Source organism: Saccharopolyspora sp. NFXS83, from assembly GCF_026241095.1.
In the GTDB taxonomy this organism is placed as follows: Bacteria; Actinomycetota; Actinomycetes; order Mycobacteriales; family Pseudonocardiaceae; genus Saccharopolyspora_C.
Genome location: NZ_JAPFGB010000010.1, coordinates 116312 through 138921 on the forward strand (window position 1 = coordinate 116312; position 22610 = coordinate 138921).

Consider the following 22610-nt stretch of genomic DNA (forward strand, 5'->3'; position numbering starts at 1 on the left):
TGGATCCAGGTTGGTTCGGCGTCGCTTCAGCGCGCCGCGGCGGTCTCGGGCGCGTAGCCACCGCCGACGTGTTCGGCCGCGACGTGCGCGGACTCGCTCACCTCGTGCTCGGCGAGCCACCGCTCGGCGTCCATCGCGGCCGAGCAGCCGGACCCGGCGGCGGTGATGGCCTGCCGGTAGGTGTGGTCGACGAGGTCGCCCGCGGCGAACACGCCGGGGATGCCGGTGTGCGTCGTGGGCTGCTGGACGGCGACGTAGCCCTCGTCGTCGACCTCGACCTGGTCGCGCACGAGTTCGCTGCGCGGGTCGTGGCCGATGGCGACGAACATGCCGGTGACGTCGAGCTTCGAGTCCTCACCGGTCACGGTGTCGCGCAGCTTCAGGCCGGTGACGGCGGTATCGCCGAGCACCTCGGTGACCGCGGCGTTGGTGCGCCAGCGGATCTTCTCGTTGGCCTTGGCCCGCTCCAACATGATCTTGGAGGCGCGGAACTCGTCGCGACGGTGGATGATCGTCACCGAGTCCGCGAACTTGGTGAGGAACGTGGCCTCCTCCATCGCGGAGTCGCCACCGCCGATCACGGCGATGTGCTGCTCGCGGAAGAAGAACCCGTCGCAGGTCGCGCAGGCCGAAACACCGTGGCCGAGCAGCTTCTCCTCGCCGGGGATGCCCAGGTAGCGGGCCGCCGCGCCCATCGCCAGGACGATCGCCTTGGCGCGGTACTCGACGCCGTTGGCGGTGACCTTCTTCACGTCGCCTTCGAGGTCGATGTGCTCGACGTCCTCGGCGCGCAGCTCACCCCCGAACCGCTTCGCCTGCTCCCGCATCTGCTCCATGAGATCGGGACCCATGATGCCGTCCCGGAAACCGGGGTAGTTCTCCACATCGGTGGTCGTCATCAACGCACCACCGAACTGCGTTCCCTCGAAGACCAAAGGCTGGAGTTCGGCCCGTGCGGCGTACACCGCAGCGGTGTATCCGGCGGGGCCGGAGCCCACGATGATGAGGTTGCGGACGTCGTCGGTCACCGCGCCCCTTCCGTTGTCGCGTGCCGCCCGCCGCGCTGAACGCGCGAGCGTACTCGGGTCAACGCGATCCTAGGCGCGTGTGTTCCCGGCTCCGCCGCGCGTGACGAGCCTGACCCGCTCAGCCTCCCAGGGTGCTGTCGGAGATCGTCGCGGGGCGGTCCGGGCCGCAGTCCTGGCCGACGACGAGGATGCGGAACCGGCCGATCCCGCCGCCTTGCAGCACCAGCGCCCTGGCCGGCTCGCCGTCGATCGTGACTTCGCGGGCACCGAGCGGGTTTCCGCTGTTCACGCCGTTGGCTTGCAGGCATCCGAGCAGCTGTGCGGGGTCGGCGAGCGCGCCGTACTGCTCGGATCCGAGCGCTTCGCCGAGCCGATCCGCCGGGAACGCGTCTCCGCGCAGCGCCAGTGGCGGCGGGCCGTCCTGGGACGGCGCGGCGGAGTTGTCGGTCTCCCCCTGCTGGGGTCCGCCGGTGCCGAGCACCACGATCCCCGTCACCGCGGCGGCCGCGGTGATCAGGCCCGCCGTCCAGCCCGCCCGCTTGCGCCTGCGGTGGCGAGCGGCGGCGAGGTCGAGCACCGGGGCGGGCTCGGCTTCGGCGTCCTGGCCGGTGGCCCCGGCGTCCGCGGAGTCCGAGGTCGCGGCCTCGGGAACCATGGACCAGGAGCGCAGTTCCGCCGCGAGCGCGTCGTCCAGCTTGGCCGCGACGTCGTCGGGCACGGCCGGTGCCGGCAGGTTCGCCAGCTCGGCGCTGGTGGCTTCCAGCGCGGCGAGCAGCTCGCTCGCCTCCGGGTCGGCCTGGATGCGCGGCAGCAGCTCGTCGACCGTCTCCTGATCGAGCACTCCCGCGTGCAGATCGGCCACCAGATCCAGCGACCACGGTGGGCCTTGCGGCGTTTCGGGGCGCCGTTGTTCGCCGCTCATCGTCCCTCCCGTCGACGCTTGGCGTTGGCGTCATCTGGGACGTTCGCATCCGCACTCGGGTTCCGCAGGTGTCCCAGAAGTTTCGCCAGCTTCACCCGGCCGCGGGCGCAGCGGCTCTTCACGGTGCCTTCGGCGACGCCGAGGACGGCGGCGGTGTCGGACACCGAATAGCCCTCCACGTCGACCAGCACGATGGGCGCGCGCTGCTCCTCCGGGAGGGCGGCCAGCGCGTCCTGCACGGCCATCCGGGTGTCCTGCTCCTCGATCGCGTCGCGCGGAACGGCCGGCTCGGCCGGCCCGGTATCGGGCAAGGGCACCGTCGGTCTCGCCTGGCGTCGGCGGATGCGATCCAGGCAGGCGTTCACCACGATGCGGTGCAACCAGGTGGTGACCTGGGATTCCGCTCGGAACGATGCTGCGTTTCGGAACGCGGAGATCATCGCGTCCTGCAGCGCGTCGGAGGCGTCCTCGTGATCGCGCATGGTGCGCAGCGCGACCGCCCACAACCGATCGCGGTGCCGGCGGAACAACTCGGCGAACGCGTGTGGGTCACCGCTGGTGTGCGCCGCTATGAGGTCGGCGTCCGATCTGACGGGGGCAGACACGTCTGAGCACTCTACTGATCGTGAGGTCGCCCACGATCACCGCGCCGCGGCCCGCGCGGGACCAGGACCGGGTTCGGTCTCGCGCGGGCCGGGAGGCGTGCTGCTCAGGCAGCCGTGCCGGAGATGCTGATCTCGTTGATCCGGGTCTGGAACTTGCCGCCGGACGGCGAGATCTGCGTCAGCCACACGATCACGTTCTGGGTGGGCTGCGCTGCGTTGATCGGGATCGTCGTCTTGCCCGCGGCCAGCGTCTGCTGCCCGAGCAGCGGGCTGGAGTCGAAGTTCGGGCTGGTGCCGTCGGCCGCCCGGATCTCCACCACGGTGCCCGCGCTGGGCGAGTCGATGACCACTTCGCGGACCGTCGTCGGCGCCGAGAGGCTGAGCACCGTGCCGGTGCCCGACTTGAACCCGTTGCCGAACTGGTCGTTGTAGGAGTCGGTCGCCCAGGACGTCGACGGGTCGCCGTCGAACAGGTTGCCGAGCTTGCCGGGGCTGTCCGGGGTCTGCTCCTTGACGAACGGGGTCCCGCCGGTGACCTGGACCGGGATGGCCTGGTCCGGTGTCGGTGCCGGCTGCTGCGCGTTGTCGTCGCCCAAGGTCACGGACGGGCCATCGGCCTCCGGGTTGCCCGCGAACATGCCGATGAGGTTGGCGACGATCCAGCCGACGACGAGCAGCGTGGCCACCGCCAGCGCGCCGACGCTGATCGCCAGCTTCTTGCGCTTGACCTTGTCCGGTTTGGGGTCCTGGGTGCTCCAAACCTCGTTGGTCTGGGGCGCGCCGCCCGCGGGGCCGGACTGCACGGCCGAGGACGAGGCCTCGAACGTGGCGTGCTGCTCCAGCACCCGCAGCACTGCGGCACCGGTGCGGACGCCGCCGGTGGTGCCGTGCGTGTCGGGGCTGCCGAGGGCGCGCAGGGCGACCGTGGACAGCTCCAGAGGCACCGTCGGGCGCAGCGTGCGCGGCGCGACGATGGTGCCGTCCGGACCGGTCGGCGCGGTCGCCAGTCCTTCGGGGGCGGAGTCCAACGCCCAGCGCCCGGTCAGCAACAGGTACAGCGCGGCGCCGAGCCCGCGCACGTCGTCACTGGAACTCGCGGTGGACAGCGGCCCCGGGAAGGCCATCCGGATCTCGCCTTCCGGCGTGACCCGGATCCGCTGCGGGTGGTCCGCACCGAGCACCAGCCCGGCGTGGTGCGCGGCTTCGACCGCGGCGGCCAGCGGTTGCAGCAGACGCGCCGCGGTGCCCGGTTGCAGCGGCCCGTCCCCGATCAGCTCGATCAGGTCGGTGCCGTGCGTCCATTCGGCGATGACGACGCCGAGCACGCCCTGCGGGTCACCTGGTGCGGGTGTCACGACGTCGAGCACCCGCGCGACGCCGACGTGGTTGAAGGTGCTGGCGTGCATCGCGCGTTCCAGCGTGCGCCGCGCGCTCGTCGCCGCATCCGATTGGGAGCGGTCCCCGGTCAGGATGGTCAGCGCGACATCGCGTCCGAGCACACCGTCCTTGGCCCGCCACAGCTGCGCGTCGCACCGGGGATCGGTGCCGACCTTCTCCAGCAGGCGGTATCGGCCGTGGTCGAGTACCGCGCCGGGGGTCAGCTGTTCGGCGTCGTCCGCCGTCGAATCGCCCGCGTCACGTTCCGGCATCGCTTGCCTGGTCGGTTTGCTGCTCACCTTCCCTCTCCCGCTCCTCCCGCTCCAGCCGGGGGGCACTGAACACCCCCTCCCCACGGGAGAAGACTTCCGCCCCGAGGGTACGTGACGCCAATGTCAACGACGACGCAGCAGAGCGGTGAGCCGCCCGATCGCAGGCTCCAGTTCGCGCACCCGGAGCAACGCCATCAATCCGAAGATGATCGCGAAGCCCACGATCGTGCCCGCCAGCAGCTGCAGCCAGCCCGTTCCGGCACCGGCGGGGCCGGGGATCAACGCGTCCACACCCGTCGTGGCGCCCCAGGCGGCGAGCCCGCCCAGCACCGACGCGAGCAGCGTCTTGCCCAGCGTCGCCAAGAACTTCACGCTGCCCAGCGGCCCGAGGCGTCGTCGCAACCACGCCTCGCCGACGAGCCAGCCGACGACGAAGCTGAAGGAGTTCACGAAGGCCAAGCCGTAGACGACGTCCTGCGGCCCCAGCACCAACGGCGTGAGCAGCGCCATGACGACCTTGACCGCGGTCATCACGACCATGATCAGGGTCGGGGTGCGGGCGTCCTTGAGAGCGTTGAACGTCCGCATCTGCATCATCGTGATCGCGTACGGCAGCACGCCGAACGACGAGACGGCGATGGCGAGCCCGACGCTGCTCGCGTCCGTGGCGGAACCCTTCAGGCTGAACAGCGCCAGCGCCAGCGGCACGCCCAGCACCGTCATCACGGCGCTGATCGGCATCAACGCGACCGTGGAGAGCCGGTTCCCCAGCGACAGGTCCTGGACCACCCGCGGGTAGTCGTGGTCGGCGGCGGCCGAGCTCATCCGCGGCAGGATGGCGGTCATCACCGAGAACCCGATCACGCCGTACGGCAGCTGCAGCAGCATCCACGAGTACGTGTAGATCGAGTAGGAGCCCTCGTCGGCGGCCGTGGCGACCTTGGTGAGCGCGATCAGCCCGACCTGGCTGACGGCGACGTAGCCGACCATCCACAGGGTCAGGCCGCCGAACTCGGACAGCCGCGAGTCCCATTCCCAGCGCCAGCGGAACTTGAACCCGGTCCGGCGCAACGCCGGGATCTGGATCAGCGACTGCACGGTGACGCCGAGCGTCACCCCGATCCCGAGGGTGAGCAGGTGCGCGTCGTCCATGCGCACCGGGTCGACGGAGATCCGGCCGGGCAGCGAGGCGTAGACGCCGAGTGTGGCGAGCACGACGAGGTTGTTCACCACCGGCGCCCAGGCCGGCGGGCTGAAGATCTGCTTCGACTGGAGGATCGCACCGACCAGCGCGCTGATGCCGTAGAAGAAGATCTGCGGGATCAGCAGGTAGCTGAACGCGGTGACCAGCGCGGGGTTCGACGAGTCCCCGTCGGAGATGAACAGCCAGGTGAGGGCGGGCGCGGCGACGACCGAGACCGCGGTGCCGACGATCAGCAGCACCGTGGAGATGGTCAGCAGCCGCTGCACGTAGGCCTCGCCGCCGTCGGCGTCGGACTTGGCGGCCCGGACCAGCACGGGGACGACGACGCTGGTCAGCACCCCGCCGAGCAGCAGCTCGAAGATGCTGTTCGGCAGCGTGTTGGCGACGGTGAAGGAGTCGTTCTCCACGCCGAAGCCGATGATCAGCGCGAGCAGGATCTTCCAGCCGAAGCCGGTGATGCGGCTGATGAGGGTGGCGATTGCCATCGAGCCGCTGGCGCGCAGCAGGGACTTGCCGCCGCCGGAGGAGCCGCCGGTGGGGCGCAGCACGCGGGTCTGCTCGGCGGCCTGCTCGGCGGCCTGGTCGAGGCCGGGTTCGGGCAGCACGGTCGGGATGGGCTGCGTCTCGGCCGCGTGCCAGCCGGGCGGCGGAGCGGCGCGGTGCGGCACGGTGCCGCGTTCGGAGGGCCCCGGCTGGGCGGCGCGCGGCGCCGGTTGCGAGCGCGGCGGTCCGCCCGGTTCGACGCGCGGGATCTGCTGCGTCCGGTCGTCGGCCGGGGGCATCGGGCCGCCCGCGCCGGGACCTGCCGCGCCGGGACCTGCCGGTCCCGCCCGCCGTGCTTGCGCGTCGCTGTCTCGGTTCACTGCCTGTGCCCTTCACTCACCGCCTGCGGCCCGGCGCGGGACGTCACTCCCGCGTGTGGCCGGACCAGGATGTCAGCTCGGGCCGCGGTCACTTTCGGTGGTGCTGCCGGGAGAGACGGGGAACATCCGGGGGTTGGTCGTTTCGCTCGCCGAAGGCGCGGGAGCGGAGGTCGCCGCGGACTCGCCCGCCTGGCCGCCGTTCGCCGCGGCCAGCCTGCTCCGGCGCGCTCGCAACCTGCGCAGGATGCGACGCGCGGAGAGGATCACCAGCAGCGCGCTGGCGATGGCGGTGAACCCGACGGTGAACGGGTCGTAGGTGTAGGACTGCAGCTGGATCCGCTTGGCCGGGCCCAGCTCGGTGCCCGCTTCGGTGACCACGTCCATGTCGACGGTGAACTGCCCGGCGCGGTGCACCTCGGTCTCCAGCCGGAAGTGCCTGCGCCCCTGCGCGGGCACCCGGATGACGCCGAGGTCGCGGGTCTCGATCCCGGCGGTCGCGGGGATGCGCAACCGCACCGACACGGTCACCGGCAGGTCGTTGGTGACGGTCATCGGGATCGGCGCGTTCGACGCCGTGAGCGTGATCTTGCCCGCGAACTCGTCGAGCCGGACGCGGGCGAGCACGCCGTTGAGGGTGTCGGTGGCGACCCGCACCCAGTGCCGCGCGGCGACCGGGTTGTCGCGCCAAGCGCTGGACGCACCGCGCAGCAGCCCGTTGCGCAGCGGCGTGGTGAGCGCGGCCGGGTCGAGGTCCGCGGCCGGGTCCTTCTGGCTGGAGCGGTAGAGGTCGCCGACCTTGTAGTTCTGCTCCGCGAGCTGGTCGAGGACCGGCCGCGGGATCTCCTCCGCCGCGTTCTCCTGCGGGTAGTCCAGCCGGGACACCGGCAGCGCGGAATCGCTCTGCTCGGCCTGCCCGGTGGTCTCCGGCAGCCCGGCGGGCCGCACGTAGCCGGCGTCGGCCAGGCCGCGCATCCCGTCGAGCAGCGCGCGCAGGTCCTCGCCGCTGAGGTTCCACCGCCGCGGGGGCGCGAGCACCGAGGTCGCGCCGCCCTGCGCTCCGGCGGTGGCGCGGAACGCGAGCGCGCCGAGCGCGTTCTGCACGGTGGCGGCGCCGTTGCCGTCGGGCGACATCGCCGTGGTCTCCAGCGCGGAACCGTGCCTCGGGTCCAGCGCCTCGGACAGCAGCGGGTCGACGGGCACCGCCACCGGCCCGTCCTCGTAGAGCCGGGCCGGGGCCAGCGAATCGGTGGACATCGCGGACGGCTCCATCAGCATCGTGTCGATGCCGAAGCCGGCGAGCTTGCGGGCGGTGGACTCGTCCAGCGCGCCTTCGATGGGCCACAGCACGCTGCGGCGCGGTTCGACGCCCAGCACCTGCTGCACCACGCCCGCGCCGTCCAGCGAGCCCTTGATCAGGTCGGGGAGGTCGGCGTGGTCCAGCGCGGCCACGTCCGAGTCGGCGTAGGGCAGCGCCAGCACGCAGCGGCCTTCGGTGGCTTCGCGCAGCTTGTTCAGCCACAGCTGGGCCGAGGCCGAGCCGGTGCCGTCGCGCATCCCGCCGTCGGCCTGGCGCACCTGGTAGCCGCGGCTCATGGCCTGCACGGTGGCCAGCAGGTCCGGGTCGATGGCGAAGCACAGGCCGTTGCCCAGCGGTGATCCGGCGCCCGCGTTGTCCACGACGGACTGCACGAGGTCGTAGAGCCGCCCGCCGGGGGTGAGCGAGCCCGCGAGCGCGTCGTCGGCGAGCACGGCGCGCTGGCCGGGCGTGCCCTCCTGCTGCATCCGCGGGTAGTCGACGACCGGCAGCAGCATCGCGACGGGCGCGGGCTGCGCGGGTTTCGCGGGCGGGGCGCCGGGCGGCGCCAGCACCGGCAGCAGGAAGTGCGACTCGCCGATGCGAGCGCGGCCACCGTCCCCGGGCTGGCCGTTGACGTTGACCAGCAGCGGGAACACGCCGGGCTCGGTGATCTCCAGCGAGTCCGGGCCGTTGACCGGCACCCGCAGCTCGAACGGGGCCTGCTTCCCCGGCGCGAGGGTGTCGATCATGGGCCGGAAGCTGGTCTCGTTGACCGTGGCGGCGTTGCCGCGCAGCGCGTCCTGCGCGGCCGGGACGGACTGCGTCGGGTAGCCGCGCTGCACGCGGGCCTCGATGCCGTTGATCGTGTCGCCGGTCGTGTTCGTGATCCGGCCGCTGATCGTCACTTCACCCGGCGCACCGGAGATCACCGATGGGGTGACCTTGGTCACTTCGAGCCGGGTCGTGCTCGAATCGCCCTGCGCGCTCGCCGTGCGGGCCGCGGTGATCGGAATCCCGCTGACCAGCAGGACCGCGACCACAGCGGCTAGCAGACACCTCACCCCGGCTCCGTTCCCGTGTTCCGGGGAGGTTTCCGGCTCCCCGTCTCCGCCTCGCCCGTGCCCGGCTGCGCATCGCCGAGCAGCGTCAGCGCGTGCCGCACCAGACGCCGCTCGTCGGCGTAGGCCAGCACTTCGTCCAGTTCACCTAGCGGCACCCAAGCCACCTCGGTGACCTCCACGTCCTCGTCGGAAAGTTCTCCGCCGACCGCGTCCAGCAGGAAATGGTGCACCGTCTTGTGCACGCGCCGGTTACCGGCGACGAACCAGTAGTCGATCGTGCCGATCGCCACCGTCACCCGTCCGATGATCCCCGTCTCTTCCGCGACCTCGCGCACCGCGGTCTGTTCCGGCGTCTCACCAGGCTCGATGTGGCCCTTCGGCAACGACCACAGCAATCGCCCTCTGCGGTCGGACCTACCGATGATCGCAGCGAGCCGTTCGGCTTCGGCGACCACCAGCCCCCCGGCCGAGGTCTCGTCCACGGTCCGCAGCCGCCGGCGTCGGCGCCGGTTCCGGCGCCCCGGCTGGGCGCCGCCGGAGCGGCCGGGCGACGGAGGCATGCGGCCGATGGTAATGCGATCAGCGCGGGTACCGGCGGTCGAACCGCTGCGGACCGAGGCCCGGAGATCCTCGGCTGAGCAGCCGATATCCTCCTCCCGTGGCCCCTTCGACCCGTGACGCCCCCGACGACGCCGACCTGCGCGCCCGCGAACGCGAGGCGCAGCGCAACGCGGTAGTCGAGCTCGTGAAGGTCGCCCCGGTGGCCGAGGAGCTCGCCGAGCGGTTCGCCGCGGCGGGCCACCGGCTGTACCTGGTCGGCGGCAGCGTCCGGGACGCGCTGCTGGGCAGGCTCGGCACCGACCTCGACTTCACCACCGCGGCCCGCCCGCAGCAGGTGCGGGAGCTGCTCGACGGGTGGGCGGAGACGATCTGGGACACCGGGATCGACTTCGGCACCCTCGGCGCCTACAAGCGCGGTACGACCGTGGAGATCACCACGTTCCGCGCCGACAGCTACGACGGCGTGACCCGCAACCCGGAGGTGGCGTTCGGCGACACCATCGAGGGCGATGTGCTGCGCCGCGACTTCACGGTGAACGCGATGGCCATCGAACTGGGCGAGCGCGAGTTCGTCGACCTGCACGGCGGCATGGAGGACGTGGCCCTCGGCCGGTTGGACACGCCCGCGACGCCGCAGGAGTCGTTCGCCGACGATCCGCTGCGGATGCTGCGGGCCGCCCGGTTCGCGGCCCAGCTCGGGTTCGAACCGGCCGACCGCGTGCTCGCCGCGATGCGGGAGATGGCCGACGAGCTGGCCCGGATCACTCCGGAGCGGGTGCAGGCCGAGCTCTCGAAGCTGCTGTGCGGCGAGTTCCCCCGCAAGGGCGTGGAGCTGCTGGTGGAGACCGGGCTGGCCGAGCACGTGCTGCCCGAGGTCTCGGCGATGCGGCTGGAGATCGACGAGCACCACCAGCACAAGGACGTCTACGAGCACTCGCTGGTCGTGCTGGAGCAGGCCATCGACCTGGAGCGGGCGGCGGACCCGGACGGCGAACCGGACCTGGTGCTGCGGCTGGCCGCGCTGCTGCACGACATCGGCAAGCCCGGCACGCGGCGGTTCGAGCCGGGCGGCGGGGTGAGCTTCCACCACCACGAGGTCGTCGGCGCCAAGATGGCCCGCAAGCGGCTGCGGGCGCTGCGCTACTCGAAGGAGATCGTCAGCCAGGTCTGCGACCTGGTGTACCTGCACCTGCGGTTCCACGGTTACGGCGAAGGCCAGTGGACCGATTCGGCGGTGCGCCGCTACGTGACCGACGCGGGGCCGCTGCTGCCCCGGCTGCACAAGCTGGTGCGGGCCGACTGCACGACCCGGAACAAGCGCAAGGCCAACGCGCTGCAGCGCTCCTACGACGACCTCGAGGAGCGGATCGCGCGGATCGCGGCGGACGAGGATCTGGCGCGGGTGCGACCGGACCTGGACGGCAACGAGATCATGCGGCTGCTCGGGGTGCCGCCGGGTCCGCAGGTGGGCCGGGCGTGGAAGCACTTGAAGGACGCCCGGTTGGATCGCGGCCCGATGGAGCGCGAGGAGGCCGTCGCGGAGCTGTACCGCTGGGCTGCCGAACAGGGCATCGAGGTCCCCGGCGAGGCCTGATCCGCGGGCCGCGCGGCGACGGCCGCGCGCGGTTGGCACCGAGTGGCGTTCGCGACTCCGCCGGATCGCGGAGCCCGGCCGCGCCCGGTGGCGCAGCGGTGGTGTCCGAGGATGCGCTGCTGCGTTTTCGCCGCTCAAGAGATTCTATTAATACTCAGATGGACAATTGAGTGCGCACCAATCACTGATTTGAGCGGTTGGGCACGAGCGCGCGGCTGCACCGGGCGGAAATCCGCCGCGTTCGCGGCACGGTCACGCCAGGCGGGGCTCCGCTCTGCGATCATGCGGAGGTGGAATCAGACGCGGAGGTGGAGCCGGGGACCCTGCTGGTGGCTGCTCCGCAGCTGCTCGACATGAACTTCCGCCGGACGGTGGTCTACATCATCCACCACCGGGGCGAGGGCACTCTCGGCGTCATCCTGAACCGGCCCAGCGAGGTGGCCGTCAGCGACGTGCTGCCGCAGTGGGCGCCGCACGCCAGCGAGCCGCCGTCGCTGTACGTCGGCGGGCCCGTGGAGCAGCGGACGGCGATCTGCCTGGCCGCGCTGCGCGCCGGGGAGGACGTCAAGCAGATCAGCGGCATGGTCGGGGTGCGCGGCCCGGTCGGGCTCGTCGACCTCGACGGCGATCCCGACGACCTGGTGCCGAGGGCGCGCGGGCTGCGGTTCTTCGCCGGCTACGCCGGGTGGGACGCCAAGCAGCTCGCCGGGGAGATCGAACGCGGCGACTGGATCATCGTGCTCGCCCTCCCCGACGACGTGATCGCCGCGCCCGGCGCGGACCTGTGGGGGCGCGTGCTGCGCCGCCAGAGCACCCCGCTGGCCTTCCTCGCCACCCACCCCGGCGACGTGAAGCTGAACTGACGGCCCGGACGACGAGCTCCCGGAACAGCAGAAACGCCCGCGACCGGGAGTCGCGGGCGTTCGTGTCGGTGGAGGGTCAGCCGCAGCAGCCGCCGGGGCAGCCGCCGCAACCGGCGGTCGCCGGGGCGGGAACGGCCTCAGCCGCCTTGTTGCCCAGGACGCCGCCGACGACCATCAGCGCGAACGCGCCGGCGATGCCGAGCACCGCGACGACGACCGCGCTGGTCACGGTGTTCAGCAGCGGCTCGGAGACGCCAGCGAGGATCGCCACGGCGCCACCGGCCAGCATCGCGGGCGCGGCGACCCGGTTGCCGAGTTCGAACGCCTCCTCGCTGCGCAGCGTCGCGGGCGTGCGGACTCCCACGTAGCGGTTCGGCGGCAGCTGGCTTCGCAGTCCGCGCCACCCGATGAACACCAGCGCCGCTCCGAGCACAACGAGCAGCGCGCACAAGATCACCTGCACAGCCATCACCTGGACAGGGTACGGCCGCTGCTTTTCCGACATCTGTTCGCTACCTGGCTGAGGTTCGCTGGATCACATGAGCTCGAACAGGTTCCCCGTCGCGCTGGCCGCCGCGGTGCTCGCGATGACCGCGGCGCCGGTGGCGTGCGCCGCGCCCGCGAAGCCCGCTCCCCCGGACGGGGTTCGCCTGCTGGGCGAGCGGACCCTGCCGTGGGCGACAACGTTCCAGGGCACCGCCGTCGGCGGCCTCTCCGGCGTGGACCACGACCCGCGCACCGGGCGGTGGGTGTTCCTCAGCGACGACCGCTCGGAGCAGGACCCGGCGCGCTTCTACACCGCCGACGTCGAGGTCCGGCCCGACGGCCTCGGGGCGTGGACCCTCACCGGGACCCACCCGTTCCGGCGGCCCGACGGCGCCACCTACCCGCCGATCTCCGCCGGTGACGGCACCACCGTCGACCCGGAGGAGATCCGCTTCGACCCGTGGTCGCACGACGTGTGGTGGACCAGCGAAGGCGAACGGGATCCGCTGCTGATCGACCCGTCGATCCGCTCGGCCGCCCCGGACGGCTCGTTCCGGGCCGAGCTGCCGCTTGCGCCCAACCTGGCCCACCGCCCGGACTCGGGACCGCGGCGCAACGAGTCGCTGGAGTCCCTCGCGTTCGCCGCGGGCGGTTCGCTGGTGGTCGACGCGGTCGAGTCCGCGCTGCTGCAGGACGGCGACCCGCCGACGACCGAGCACGGCGCGCTCAGCCGGATCACCGTGCAGGACCGCGGCGGGCGGGTGCTCTCGCAGCACGCCTACCCGGTCGATCCGGTGTTCGCCGAGTCCGACGGCGAGCCCGGCGACAACGGGATCGCATCCCTGCTGGCCGCGGGCGACGACCGCTACCTCGTGCTGGAACGGGCCTACGTCGAAGGCGTCGGCAACTCCGTCCGGATCTACGAGGCGGACCTGCGCGGCTCGGACGACGTCCAGGACGTGCCGTCGCTGCGCGACGCACCGGTGCGCCCGGTGCACAAGCGGCTGCTCGCGGACCTGTCGTCGTTCGGCCTCGGCACCGTCGACAACGTCGAAGGCCTCGCGTGGGGCCCGCGGCTGCCCACCGGTGAGCGCACCCTCGCCCTGGTCAGCGACAACAACTTCTCCCCCACCCAGACGACCCAGCTCATCGTGCTGGCGCTGCGGTGAGCGGTCACCGCGGGGAGAGGTCGCGCGGGCGCTCGTCCCAGAGCTCCGGGACGCGGTCGTAGCGCCGGGCCTGTTCGGGCAGCGTCGGCGACAGGTGGTCGAGCACCCGGTAGATCTCCGCCCGCTGCGCCTGCAGATCCAAGTGGAAGATCGGCTCGTGGTGCATGATGCGGTTGCGCAGCTCCAGCAGGCCGGACAGCCGCTCGTGCAGGTCCCGCCGCGGGCCGCGGAACCGCGGGAACGCGCCGTGCAGGGCGGGCACCCAGAGCGTCCGGTCGTAACCGCGCCCCTTGCTCGTCAGCGACACCCAGAAGCCCAGCGACAACTTCGCCACCACGTCGTCGGCGGTGCAACCGGCCTGCTTCTGCCGCTTCAGCTTGGCGTGCTCCTTCATGACCGCTCGCCTGCCGTAGTCGGTCAGCTGCACGGATTCCCACCACTGCCCGCTGCCGAAGTGCGCCCGCAGCCGCTCGTGCACCCCGTTGCGCAGGCCGATCTCCAGCCAGTGCAGCGGCGCGTAGAAGGCTGCCGAGACGTCCAGGTTCCACTGGTAGAGCCGGAGGGCGTCGGCGTGCTCGCCGTTCGCGGCGGTCAGGTACCGCTGGAAGCGAGCCGCGGACAGCGTGCTGTGGATCCAGGCGGGCTGGTCGCCGGACATCGGAGTCCCCCGAATCGTGGAGTGATCGGGATGCGCCGGAGTCGTGCTAAGGTGGCCGCGTAAGCCCCAGGTTCGCCTCTGCGATCAGTTCGCATGCCACCTGGGGCGTTTTGCGTCTGCATCCCGCTGGTGATGATCAGGTTAGGGAGTTCCGCGCCCGCGCTGTCAATCCGCGTCCGGCCGCGGTGTTCCCGACCGGCCCGGCGGCCCGGCCTCGGTCAGGGGCGGGCCGCGGAAAACCGGTTGGAGGTGGGCGGCACACTGGGGGTGTGCGATCCGCGCGGTGAGCAGGGAAGGAAACGCAGGTGATGAGCGGCCAGGCAGCAGGCGTGACGAGCGAGCCGACGGGAGATCCGTCGACGGGGAGCTCGGCGAACGGGAGTGAGGAGACGCCCCGGTTCCGCTACACCGCGGAGACGGCGGCGCAGGTCGAGCAGCGCTGGCAGCAGCGGTGGGAAGAGCTCGGCACCTTCCACGCGCCGAACCCGGCCGGTCCGCTGAGCACCGGTTCCGACCTGGACGCGGCCAACAAGCTGTTCATCCAGGACATGTTCCCGTACCCGTCCGGTTCGGGGCTGCACGTCGGGCACCCGCTGGGCTTCATCGGCACCGACGTCTACGCCCGCTTCCACCGGATGTTGGGCCGCAACGTGCTGCACACGATGGGCTTCGACGCGTTCGGCCTGCCCGCGGAGCAGTACGCGGTGCAGACCGGCACGCACCCGCGCACCACGACCGAGCAGAACATCGAGCGCTACCTGCGCCAGATCCGCAGGCTGGGCCTGGGCCACGACGAGCGCCGGCGGATCGCGACCACCGACATCGAGTTCTACAAGTGGACGCAGTGGATCTTCCTGCAGGTCTTCCACGCCTGGTACGACACCGAGGCCGACGGCGGCAAGGGCCGGGCGCGGCCCATCTCCGAGCTGGAGGAGCAGTTCGCCGACGGTGAGCGCGCCACCCCGGACGGCAGGCCGTGGAGCGAGCTGAGCCGCACCGAGCAGCGCGAGCTGGTCGACTCCTACCGGCTGGCGTACCTGTCGGAGGCGCCGGTGAACTGGGCGCCCGGCCTGGGCACGGTCGTGGCGAACGAGGAGGTCACCGCCGACGGCCTGACCGAACGCGGCAACTTCCCGGTGTTCCGCCGGAACCTGAAGCAGTGGATGATGCGGATCACCGCGTACTCCGACCGCCTGGTCGACGACCTGGACCGGCTGGACTGGCCGGACAAGGTCAAGAGCATGCAGCGGAACTGGATCGGCCGCTCGCAGGGCGCGAACGTCACGTTCGAGCTGGACGGGTCCGCCGAGCGCGTCGAGGTGTTCACCACCCGGCCGGACACGCTGTTCGGCGTGACCTACCTGGTGCTGGCTCCGGAGCACCCGCTGGTGGACGAGCTGACCGCCGCCGAGTGGCCCGAGGGCACCCGGGACGGGTGGACCGGTGGCGCGCCGACCCCGGTGCAGGCGGTCGCGGACTACCGGCGCACCGCGTCGATGAAGTCCGACATGGACCGCCAGGAGAACAAGGACAAGACCGGCGTGTTCACCGGCGCCTGGGCCACCAACCCGGTCAACGGCAGCCGGATCCCGGTCTTCGTCGCCGACTACGTGCTGATGGGCTACGGCACCGGCGCGATCATGGCGGTGCCCGGCGAGGACACCCGCGACTGGGACTTCGCGCAGGCCTTCGAGCTGCCGGTGGTGCGCACCGTGCAGCCCGCCGACGACCACGTCGACGGCGCGTTCACCGGCGACGGCCCGCGGATCAACTCCGCGAACCCGGAAGCCGGGCTGGACCTCAACGACCTGGGCTTGGACGAGGCCAAGAGCACCGTCATCGACTGGCTCGCCGAGCGCGGCCACGGCACCGGCACGGTCCAGTACAAGCTGCGCGACTGGCTGTTCGCCCGGCAGCGCTACTGGGGCGAGCCCTTCCCCATCGTCTACGGCGAGGACGGCGAGCCGCTGGGCGTTCCGGAGAGCTCGCTGCCCGTGGTGCTGCCGGAGGTCGAGGACTACTCGCCGCGCACCTTCGGCCCGGAGGACGCCGACAGCCGTCCCGAACCGCCGCTGGCGAAGGCCACCGAGTGGGCCGAGGTGGAGCTGGACCTGGGCGACGGGCTCAAGGACTACCGCCGCGACACCAACGTCATGCCGCAGTGGGCCGGCTCCTGCTGGTACCAGCTGCGCTACATCGACCCGGTGAACGACTCCGAGTTCGTCGACCCCGCCAACGAGCGCTACTGGATGGGGCCCCGGCCGCAGACGCACGGCGCGAACGATCCGGGCGGGCTGGACCTGTACGTCGGCGGCGTGGAGCACGCGGTGCTGCACCTGCTGTACTCCCGCTTCTGGCACAAGGTGCTGTTCGACCTGGGCTTCCTGAGCTCGGAGGAGCCGTACCGGCGGCTCTACAACCAGGGCTACATCCAGGCGTTCGCCTACACCGACTCCCGCGGCGTGTACGTGCCCGCGGACGAGGTCGAGGAGCGCGACGGCAAGTTCTTCTTCGGTGCCGAGGAGGTGCGCCGCGAGTACGGGAAGATGGGCAAGAGCCTGAAGAACTCCGTCTCCCCGGACGAGATGGCCGACGCCTACGGCGCGGACACGCTGCGGCTCTACGAGATGGCGATGGGCCCGCTGGACACTTCGCGGCCGTGGGCGACCAAGGACGTCGTCGGCTCGCACCGGTTCCTGCAGCGGCTGTGGCGCAACGTCGTCGACGAGAGCACCGGTGAGCTGCGCGTCACCGACGAGCAGCCCGACGAGGAGGTGCTGCGCGCCCTGCACAAGACGATCGAGGGGGTGCGCGAGGACTTCGACGCGCTGCGCTTCAACACCGCGGTGGCGAAGCTGATCGAGCTGAACAACCGCGTCACCAAGACGTACTCCGGCGCGGCGGGCACGCCGCGCCAGGTGGTGGAGCCGCTGGTGCTGATGGTGGCCCCGCTGACTCCGCACCTGGCCGAGGAGCTGTGGTCGCGGCTGGGCAACGAGGGCGGCTTGGCCCACGGCCCGTTCCCGGTGGCGGCGCAGGAGTACCTGGTCGAGGACACGGTCGAGTACCCGATCCAGATCAACGGCAAGGTCCGGTCGCGGGTCGTGGTGCCCGCGTCGGCGTCCCAGGACGAGGTGCGCACGGCGGCGCTGGCCGACGAGAAGGTGGTGGCCGCGTTGGAAGGCGCGGAGCCGCGCAAGGTCATCGTCGTTCCCGGCCGCCTGGTCAACGTCGTCGCCTGACCTTCCGGACCGATGCGCACGGCCCGCTCACCTGGTTTCCCGGGTGGGCGGGCCGTTTCGCGTTGATCCTCAAAGGTGGCGAGAGACGTCACATGGCTAACCTACTGGCGAGTAGTTAAGCTTGATCGAGACGGCACCAGACCTGTGGAGGCTGGCATGGACATCCCGAAGACACCGGTCCGGTTCGACGCGACCGAACTGGCGACCCTGCTCGACGGGCGCTGGGCCGGGGTCCGCGCCAAGGTGCGCGAGGCGCTCGACGGCACCGAGCTGCCCCCCGGCGACCACCTGGACACCGAGTCGCACCGCGCGCACACGCTCGAACAGCTGCACCTGCTGGTCGACAGCGGGATCCCCGAGATCGGCTTCCCCGCCGCGCAGGGCGGCCAGGGCGACGTCGGCGGCTCCGTCGTCTCGCTGGAGATGCTGGCCGGGAACCTGTCGCTGATGGTCAAGGCCGGTGTGCAGTGGGGCCTGTTCGGCGGCGCGGTGCAGGCGCTGGGCACCGAACGCCACCACGAGCGCTACCTGCCGTCGATCATGAGCCTGGAGCTGCCTGGCTGCTTCGCGATGACCGAGACCGGGCACGGTTCCGACGTGCAGCACCTGCGCACCACCGCCGAGTACGACCCGGCGACCGAGGAGTTCGTGGTGCACACCCCGCACGAGTCGGCGCGCAAGGAGTACATCGGCAACGCCGCCCGCGACGGCCGGATGGCGGTGGTGTTCGCCCAGCTCATCACCGGCGGCGAGCGCCACGGCGTGCACGCGCTGATGGTGCCGATCCGGGACGGGGCCGGCGCCGCCCTGCCCGGAGTGCACCTGTCCGACTGCGGCCGGAAGGCCGGGCTCAACGGCGTCGACAACGGGCGCATCACCTTCGACCAGGTGCGGGTCCCGCGCGAGGCGCTGCTCAACCGCTACGGCGACGTGGCCGCGGACGGCACCTACAGCAGCCCGATCGGGAGCACCGGCAAGCGGTTCTTCACCATGCTCGGCACCCTCATCCGCGGCCGGATCTCGGTGGCGGGCACCGCGGGCAGCGCCGCGAAGCTCGCCTTGGAGATCGCGCTGCGCTACGGCACGGCGCGCAGGCAGTTCGACCGCCCGGGCACCGCCGAGGAGACCGTCGTCCTCGACTACCTCGGCCACCAGCGCAAGCTGCTGCCAGCGCTGGCGAAGTCCTACGCGCTGCACTTCGCGCAGGAACAGCTGGTGCAGACGCTGCACGAGGTGTCGGGCTCCGGAGACGAACGCGCGCAGCGGGAGCTGGAGTCGCGGGCCGCCGGGCTCAAGGCGCTGACCACCTGGCACGCGACGAGCACCATCCAGGCCGCCCGCGAGGCGTGCGGCGGTGCCGGCTACCTGGCGGAGAACCAGCTGCCGCAGCTGAAGGCCGACACCGACGTGTTCACCACCTTCGAGGGTGACAACACGGTCCTGCTGCAGCTGGTCGCGAAGGGGCTGCTGACCGACTACAAGGACCAGTTCGGCGAGCTCGGCACCCTCGAGGTGGCGCGGTTCGTCGCCGATCAGTTCGTCGGCGCGGTCATCGAGCGCACCGCCGCGAAGTCGCTGGTGCAGCGCTTGGTCGACGCCGCGCAGCGGGACGACGAGGAGGCGGTGTTCGACCGCGGCTGGCAGCTCAAGCTGTTCGACGACCGCGAGCGCCACGTCCTCGACGGCGTCGCCCGCAGGCTGCGGCGGGCCACCGGCAAGGACGCGGATCCGTTCGAGGTGTTCAACAACGCCCAGGACCACGTGCTGCGGGCGGCCCGGGTGCACGTCGACCGGGTGGTGCTGGAGGCGTTCGTCGCGGGCATCGAGCGCTGCTCTGACGGCCCGACCGCGCAGCTGCTGGACCGGGTCTGCGATCTGCACGTGCTCGCCACGATCGAGGAGGACCGGGGCTGGTTCCTGGAGCACGAGCGGATCACGCCGCGTCGCGCGAAGGCGGTGACGGAGGCGGTGAACGGCCTGTGCCAGGGGCTCCGGCCGCACGCGGTGGAGCTGGTGGAGGCGTTCGGCCTGCCTCGCCAGTGGCTCACGGCTCCGATCGCGACCGGGGCGGAGGCGACCCGGCAGGACGCCCAGCGCGCGCACGACACGACGCTCGCCTGATCCTTTTCCGCGATGGCCCGTTCGACCTGGTTCATTCGGTCGAACGGGCCATTTCTTCTCCCCGATCTCGTCGGTGAACGACGATGCCGATCGATCCGCTCGGTCGAACGAGGAATTCGATCGTTCTCAATCGGGTGAGGCCGCTGCCGATGCTCCGTTGATTCGAGACCCGGTCGTGGCGGATTCGCGCAATGTTCGTTCGTCCGTGTGGGTTAAAAGATCGACAGAGATTTGAGCACGGATAGTGTCTTGATCTGTGTCTCGGGGCACATATAACGGAACTATCTCACTCGGCTTGGGTAGTTTGCGACCCCATGGCATGGACCAATTTGCAACGTTCCGTAATCGCGTCGGGGCTCGCAGCGGTAGCGCTCGGAGCCGGTGCCGCGATTCCGGCGCAGGCCTTCGCCGCCGACACCGGGCAGCAGCAGCGCGTCGTCGAGCTGGTGAACGAGGCTCGGGCGGGAGCCGGCTGCGAACCGCTCACCGAGGACGAGCGGCTGACCACCGCCGCGAACGGGCACAGCGATGACATGTCCGCCCGCGACTACTTCTCGCACACCACGCCCGAGGGCGCGACCTTCGACCAGCGGATCAAGAACGCCGGTCACCCGTCACCCGGCGCGGAGAACATCGCCGCCGGGCAGACCAGCGCCGAACAGGTCATGGACGCCTGGATGAAATCCGACGGGCACAAGCGCAACATCCTGGACTGCTCCCTCAAGAGCATCGGAGTCGGAGTGCAGACCGACGGCTGGTACTGGACCCAGGACTTCGGCCGCTGAACCTCCGAAAAGACCTGATCCGGCGTGGAATCCGCATCGCCCCGAAGAATGCGGCCGAATCACGCCGAATCAAGCAAGACCCGGTCGGGCCGGGAAAATAAAGGGGTGTCACACGTGCGGCCAGGGATCCGCTGCTCCCTCTCGCGGGCCCTGGCCGCACGCTCCCCCGCTCCCCTGGCTCAACTCACCTGCGGGCCGATGTTCCCGACGCGCACCGGGCCGTCGATCGCGCTCGGCCACGCCGCGCTGATGCCGCCGCGGGACGGCAGGTCGAACGTGATCGAGGAGACCGGGGCCGGGGCGGACGACTCCGCGGGCGCCGCCACGTAGGCGACGCCGGGGTGCTGCTCGTCGATCGTGTAGGGCTGTGCGGACCCCGGCTCCGGGGAGATCACCTCGATGCCCTGCACCGTCTCGCCGTTGAAGAAGGTCAGGCCGGACGGCGCGCCCTCGACCGTGCAGGACACCCCCGGCTTCGCCTCGAAGGTGATCGCGAACAGCCGGCCGTCGTTCGGCGCGTGGCCCTCGGTCACCGAGACGTTCAGATCGGTCGGCACGCACCGGGACGGCTCGGCGGGCGCCGCGGTGGCCGCGCCGGCGGTGAGCAGCGCACCGCCGCCGACCAGGGCGCTGAGCGCGGTCGCGGTGGCGGCGCGGCGGAACTTCGACGAGATGGCCATGGTTGCTCCTAGCGGTCGGTGTAGCTGTTTGTGACCACTAGGACGCGCTCCGGCGCCGGGGGATGTCCGCCGCCGGGAAGAAGTGAGATCCCGGACCCCGAGGCAACCTCACCCCGCTTCGGACGTCCCTCGCGGCGCTTCCGCCGGGCGACCCGGGCTCAGGCGATGCCGATCTCCTTGGCCAGTTCGTCGAGCAGCGACTCGTAGAGCAGGTCCGAGTTGATCAGGGTGAACGGGAAGCGCCCGAACACCTCCAGCGCCACGTGCCCGTACAACCGCACCCACCAGCGGAGCAGGACGAACACCGCGGTGGTGTCCAGGGCCTCCGCGGGCATCTCGATGCCTTCGTCGGAGAAGGCGTGCGCCAGCGCCTGCTGGTTCGACGTGAGTTCGCCGCGCAGGCCGGCGGGCGCGGCCTCGTGGTTCACCAGGTTCGTGGCCTCCACCATCAGCGGGCCGATGATGCGCATGAACACGCTCGCGAACCGGTCCTCGAAGCCTTCCGGGTGCGCGGCCCCGCCCTCCGGCTCGGAGGTCTCGTCGGCGCGGGTGGCGAAGACCAGCGCGAACTCCTTCGGGTGCGCCAGCGCCCAGCGGCGGAAGCCGTGGCACACCGTGTTCAGCTTGCCGCGGAAGTCGACGGCGTCCACGCCCCGCACCCGTTCGGTGAGCTCGGTGACGAGGTCGGTGCAGATGTCGTCGCCCAGCTGGCGGAGCAGGTCCTCCCGCGAGTCGTAGTAGCGGTACAGCGCGGGAGCGGTGATGCCGAGCTCGCGGGCGATCGCCCGCAGGGTCACGGCGTCGCGTCCCTTGGTGACGAGGAGCGCGCGAGCGTGCTCGCGGATCTCCATTTCGGTCGCCGCGCGGATGCGTTCGCGCCGAGTGCCCTGGCTCATCGTGGGTGTGCTCCATCAAGTCTGCCGCCGCACGGGTGGCGCGGATTGACGACGTCGCACGCACCGTAACGGTTCGTAGCGGCCGGATCGCCGGAGTGGCTCGTTCCCGCTGCACCGGAATAACCCGGTCCGCCGCGGTGTTGCGCGAGCGAGGGGCAGTGGATCATCGGTGTACCCGCGGTGATCACCCGGAACAGGAAGGTGCGGTCGATGAGCGCGGTGCAACCGGACGGTGAGCGGACCGACGAGGGCGGGACCGGCGCGGAGCTGATCGTCTACACCAGGCCGGGCTGCCCGTTCTGCACCTCGTTGCGCGCGGGGCTGCGGCGACAGGACTTGGAGTTCCGGGAGATCGACATCTGGCAGGAGCAGGGCGCCGCCGCCGCGGTGCGCGCGATCGCCGACGGCAACGAGACGGTGCCGACCGTCGTGCTGGGCGACTGGTCCGCGGTCAACCCCTCGGCCTCGCAGGTGCTGGACGCGGTGCGCGAGCACGCGCCCGAACTGCTCCCGGAGAGCAAGCCCGGACTCGTGTCCGGAGCGCTCAACGCCTTGGGCCTGCGCCAGAACGAGCGCTGATCCCGGCGGTTCCGCCGCTGGGCTCGGCGGGGTGCGCGTCGGTGAAGTAGACCAGGGCCGGCCGCACGGGGGGCGTCACGGCCGGCGCCTGGGGTTGCGATCGCCGGTGGCGCGATACCGGCGAGCAGCAACTCACCCAGTCTGACGTGTGTGCGTGCCCGGTGGATGCCTCTTGGTCAAGAACTACGCCCGAAAGGGTGGGGCGGCTGGTGTTCGGCGGTGCGTGCTGCACCGAATGCTCGGCCGCCGGTGCGGAGCTCGGCCTGTTCGCGGCGCGATCCAGTCGATTTGTCGACATGGCGACATGTTCGTTCGCCGACAGGTCGACGCATCGACCTGTCGGCGAG

At 71.4% G+C, this 22610-nt stretch carries 18 protein-coding genes; 7 read left to right on the forward strand and 11 right to left on the reverse strand.

The features are described from left to right. Window positions 1-26 precede the first annotated feature (26 nt). The 7 genes from trxB to OOZ19_RS13725 form a co-directional block, all read right to left on the reverse strand. Window positions 27-1028, reverse strand: a complete 1002-nt coding sequence (gene trxB / locus OOZ19_RS13695; protein WP_266090468.1) for a thioredoxin-disulfide reductase — start codon at window positions 1026-1028, stop codon at window positions 27-29. A 118-nt stretch (window positions 1029-1146) separates the two neighbouring features. Continuing rightward, window positions 1147-1950 (reverse strand): RsmA family anti-sigma factor, encoded by an 804-nt coding sequence (locus tag OOZ19_RS13700; RefSeq protein ID WP_266090469.1) that lies wholly within the window; start codon window positions 1948-1950, stop codon window positions 1147-1149. Continuing rightward, window positions 1947-2555, reverse strand: a complete 609-nt coding sequence (gene sigM / locus OOZ19_RS13705) for an RNA polymerase sigma factor SigM (RefSeq protein ID WP_266090470.1) — start codon at window positions 2553-2555, stop codon at window positions 1947-1949. Before sigM ends, OOZ19_RS13700 begins: the two co-directional genes overlap by 4 nt. Before the next feature lie 104 nt (window positions 2556-2659). Continuing rightward, complete coding sequence (locus OOZ19_RS13710; RefSeq protein ID WP_266090471.1) at window positions 2660-4231, reverse strand: protein kinase family protein; 1572 nt, start codon at window positions 4229-4231, stop codon at window positions 2660-2662. Window positions 4232-4327: 96 nt separating this feature from the next. Further along, window positions 4328-6190, reverse strand: a complete 1863-nt coding sequence (gene murJ / locus OOZ19_RS13715; RefSeq protein ID WP_266090566.1) for a murein biosynthesis integral membrane protein MurJ — start codon at window positions 6188-6190, stop codon at window positions 4328-4330. Between the two features lie 153 nt (window positions 6191-6343). Further along, complete coding sequence (locus OOZ19_RS13720; protein WP_266090472.1) at window positions 6344-8629, reverse strand: DUF6049 family protein; 2286 nt, start codon at window positions 8627-8629, stop codon at window positions 6344-6346. Further along, a complete protein-coding gene (locus tag OOZ19_RS13725; protein WP_266090473.1) occupies window positions 8626-9189 on the reverse strand; it encodes an NUDIX hydrolase in 564 nt (187 codons plus the stop codon). The genes OOZ19_RS13720 and OOZ19_RS13725 overlap by 4 nt, the downstream gene beginning before the upstream one ends. Window positions 9190-9287: 98 nt before the next feature. Between OOZ19_RS13725 and OOZ19_RS13730 the strand changes: the two genes are divergently transcribed. Both OOZ19_RS13730 and OOZ19_RS13735 read left to right on the forward strand, forming a co-directional pair. Continuing rightward, window positions 9288-10784 (forward strand): CCA tRNA nucleotidyltransferase, encoded by a 1497-nt coding sequence (locus OOZ19_RS13730; protein WP_266090474.1) that lies wholly within the window; start codon window positions 9288-9290, stop codon window positions 10782-10784. A 290-nt stretch (window positions 10785-11074) separates the two neighbouring features. Continuing rightward, window positions 11075-11647, forward strand: coding sequence for a YqgE/AlgH family protein (locus OOZ19_RS13735; RefSeq protein ID WP_266090475.1), 573 nt, complete (start codon window positions 11075-11077; stop codon window positions 11645-11647). 76 nt (window positions 11648-11723) lie between these two features. On the opposite strand, the gene OOZ19_RS13740 is transcribed toward OOZ19_RS13735, so the two are convergent. Further along, window positions 11724-12116 (reverse strand): SdpI family protein, encoded by a 393-nt coding sequence (locus OOZ19_RS13740; protein WP_266090567.1) that lies wholly within the window; start codon window positions 12114-12116, stop codon window positions 11724-11726. Between the two features lie 70 nt (window positions 12117-12186). Here OOZ19_RS13740 and OOZ19_RS13745 point away from each other — a divergent pair, with 70 nt between their 5' ends. Beyond that, window positions 12187-13302, forward strand: a complete 1116-nt coding sequence (locus OOZ19_RS13745) for an esterase-like activity of phytase family protein (RefSeq protein ID WP_266090476.1) — start codon at window positions 12187-12189, stop codon at window positions 13300-13302. A gap of 4 nt (window positions 13303-13306) precedes the next feature. Here OOZ19_RS13745 and OOZ19_RS13750 read toward each other — a convergent pair whose 3' ends face one another. After that, entirely contained in the window at window positions 13307-13960 is a 654-nt protein-coding gene (locus OOZ19_RS13750) for a hypothetical protein (protein WP_266090477.1), read from the reverse strand. A gap of 308 nt (window positions 13961-14268) precedes the next feature. Between OOZ19_RS13750 and leuS the strand changes: the two genes are divergently transcribed. The 3 genes from leuS (at window position 14269) to OOZ19_RS13765 (ending at window position 20108) form a co-directional block, all read left to right on the forward strand. After that, window positions 14269-17202, forward strand: a complete 2934-nt coding sequence (gene leuS, locus OOZ19_RS13755) for a leucine--tRNA ligase (RefSeq protein WP_266090478.1) — start codon at window positions 14269-14271, stop codon at window positions 17200-17202. A gap of 156 nt (window positions 17203-17358) precedes the next feature. After that, on the forward strand, window positions 17359-19323 hold the full coding sequence (locus tag OOZ19_RS13760) for an acyl-CoA dehydrogenase family protein (protein WP_266090479.1): 1965 nt from the start codon (window positions 17359-17361) through the stop codon (window positions 19321-19323). Between the two features lie 314 nt (window positions 19324-19637). After that, window positions 19638-20108 carry a CAP domain-containing protein gene (locus OOZ19_RS13765; protein WP_266090480.1) on the forward strand — a complete coding sequence of 157 codons (471 nt, stop codon included), beginning with the start codon at window positions 19638-19640 and terminating at the stop codon, window positions 20106-20108. 179 nt (window positions 20109-20287) lie between these two features. Here OOZ19_RS13765 and OOZ19_RS13770 read toward each other — a convergent pair whose 3' ends face one another. Continuing rightward, on the reverse strand, window positions 20288-20788 hold the full coding sequence (locus OOZ19_RS13770) for a hypothetical protein (RefSeq protein ID WP_266090481.1): 501 nt from the start codon (window positions 20786-20788) through the stop codon (window positions 20288-20290). A 158-nt stretch (window positions 20789-20946) separates the two neighbouring features. Beyond that, the gene (locus OOZ19_RS13775; RefSeq protein ID WP_266090482.1) at window positions 20947-21684 is read right to left on the reverse strand and encodes a TetR/AcrR family transcriptional regulator; all 738 of its coding nucleotides are present in this window, start codon (window positions 21682-21684) and stop codon (window positions 20947-20949) included. Window positions 21685-21894: 210 nt separating this feature from the next. On the opposite strand from OOZ19_RS13775, the gene OOZ19_RS13780 reads away from it, so the two are divergent. Beyond that, window positions 21895-22263 (forward strand): glutaredoxin domain-containing protein, encoded by a 369-nt coding sequence (locus tag OOZ19_RS13780; RefSeq protein ID WP_266090483.1) that lies wholly within the window; start codon window positions 21895-21897, stop codon window positions 22261-22263. Window positions 22264-22610 lie beyond the last annotated feature (347 nt).

Bases quoted from the DNA above. Each gene is read 5' to 3' on its own strand.
- leuS (WP_266090478.1), top strand. From the start codon at position 14,269: ATGAGCGGCCAGGCAGCAGGCGTGACGAGCGAGCCGACGGGAGATCCG.
- OOZ19_RS13750 (WP_266090477.1), bottom strand. From the start codon at position 13,960: ATGTCCGGCGACCAGCCCGCCTGGATCCACAGCACGCTGTCCGCGGCT.
- OOZ19_RS13740 (WP_266090567.1), bottom strand. From the start codon at position 12,116: ATGGCTGTGCAGGTGATCTTGTGCGCGCTGCTCGTTGTGCTCGGAGCG.
- OOZ19_RS13725 (WP_266090473.1), bottom strand. From the start codon at position 9,189: ATGCCTCCGTCGCCCGGCCGCTCCGGCGGCGCCCAGCCGGGGCGCCGG.
- OOZ19_RS13775 (WP_266090482.1), bottom strand. From the start codon at position 21,684: ATGAGCCAGGGCACTCGGCGCGAACGCATCCGCGCGGCGACCGAAATG.
- OOZ19_RS13780 (WP_266090483.1), top strand. From the start codon at position 21,895: ATGAGCGCGGTGCAACCGGACGGTGAGCGGACCGACGAGGGCGGGACC.
- OOZ19_RS13745 (WP_266090476.1), top strand. From the start codon at position 12,187: ATGAGCTCGAACAGGTTCCCCGTCGCGCTGGCCGCCGCGGTGCTCGCG.
- OOZ19_RS13770 (WP_266090481.1), bottom strand. From the start codon at position 20,788: ATGGCCATCTCGTCGAAGTTCCGCCGCGCCGCCACCGCGACCGCGCTC.
- OOZ19_RS13765 (WP_266090480.1), top strand. From the start codon at position 19,638: ATGGCATGGACCAATTTGCAACGTTCCGTAATCGCGTCGGGGCTCGCA.
- OOZ19_RS13760 (WP_266090479.1), top strand. From the start codon at position 17,359: ATGGACATCCCGAAGACACCGGTCCGGTTCGACGCGACCGAACTGGCG.
- murJ (WP_266090566.1), bottom strand. From the start codon at position 6,190: ATGCCCCCGGCCGACGACCGGACGCAGCAGATCCCGCGCGTCGAACCG.
- OOZ19_RS13700 (WP_266090469.1), bottom strand. From the start codon at position 1,950: ATGAGCGGCGAACAACGGCGCCCCGAAACGCCGCAAGGCCCACCGTGG.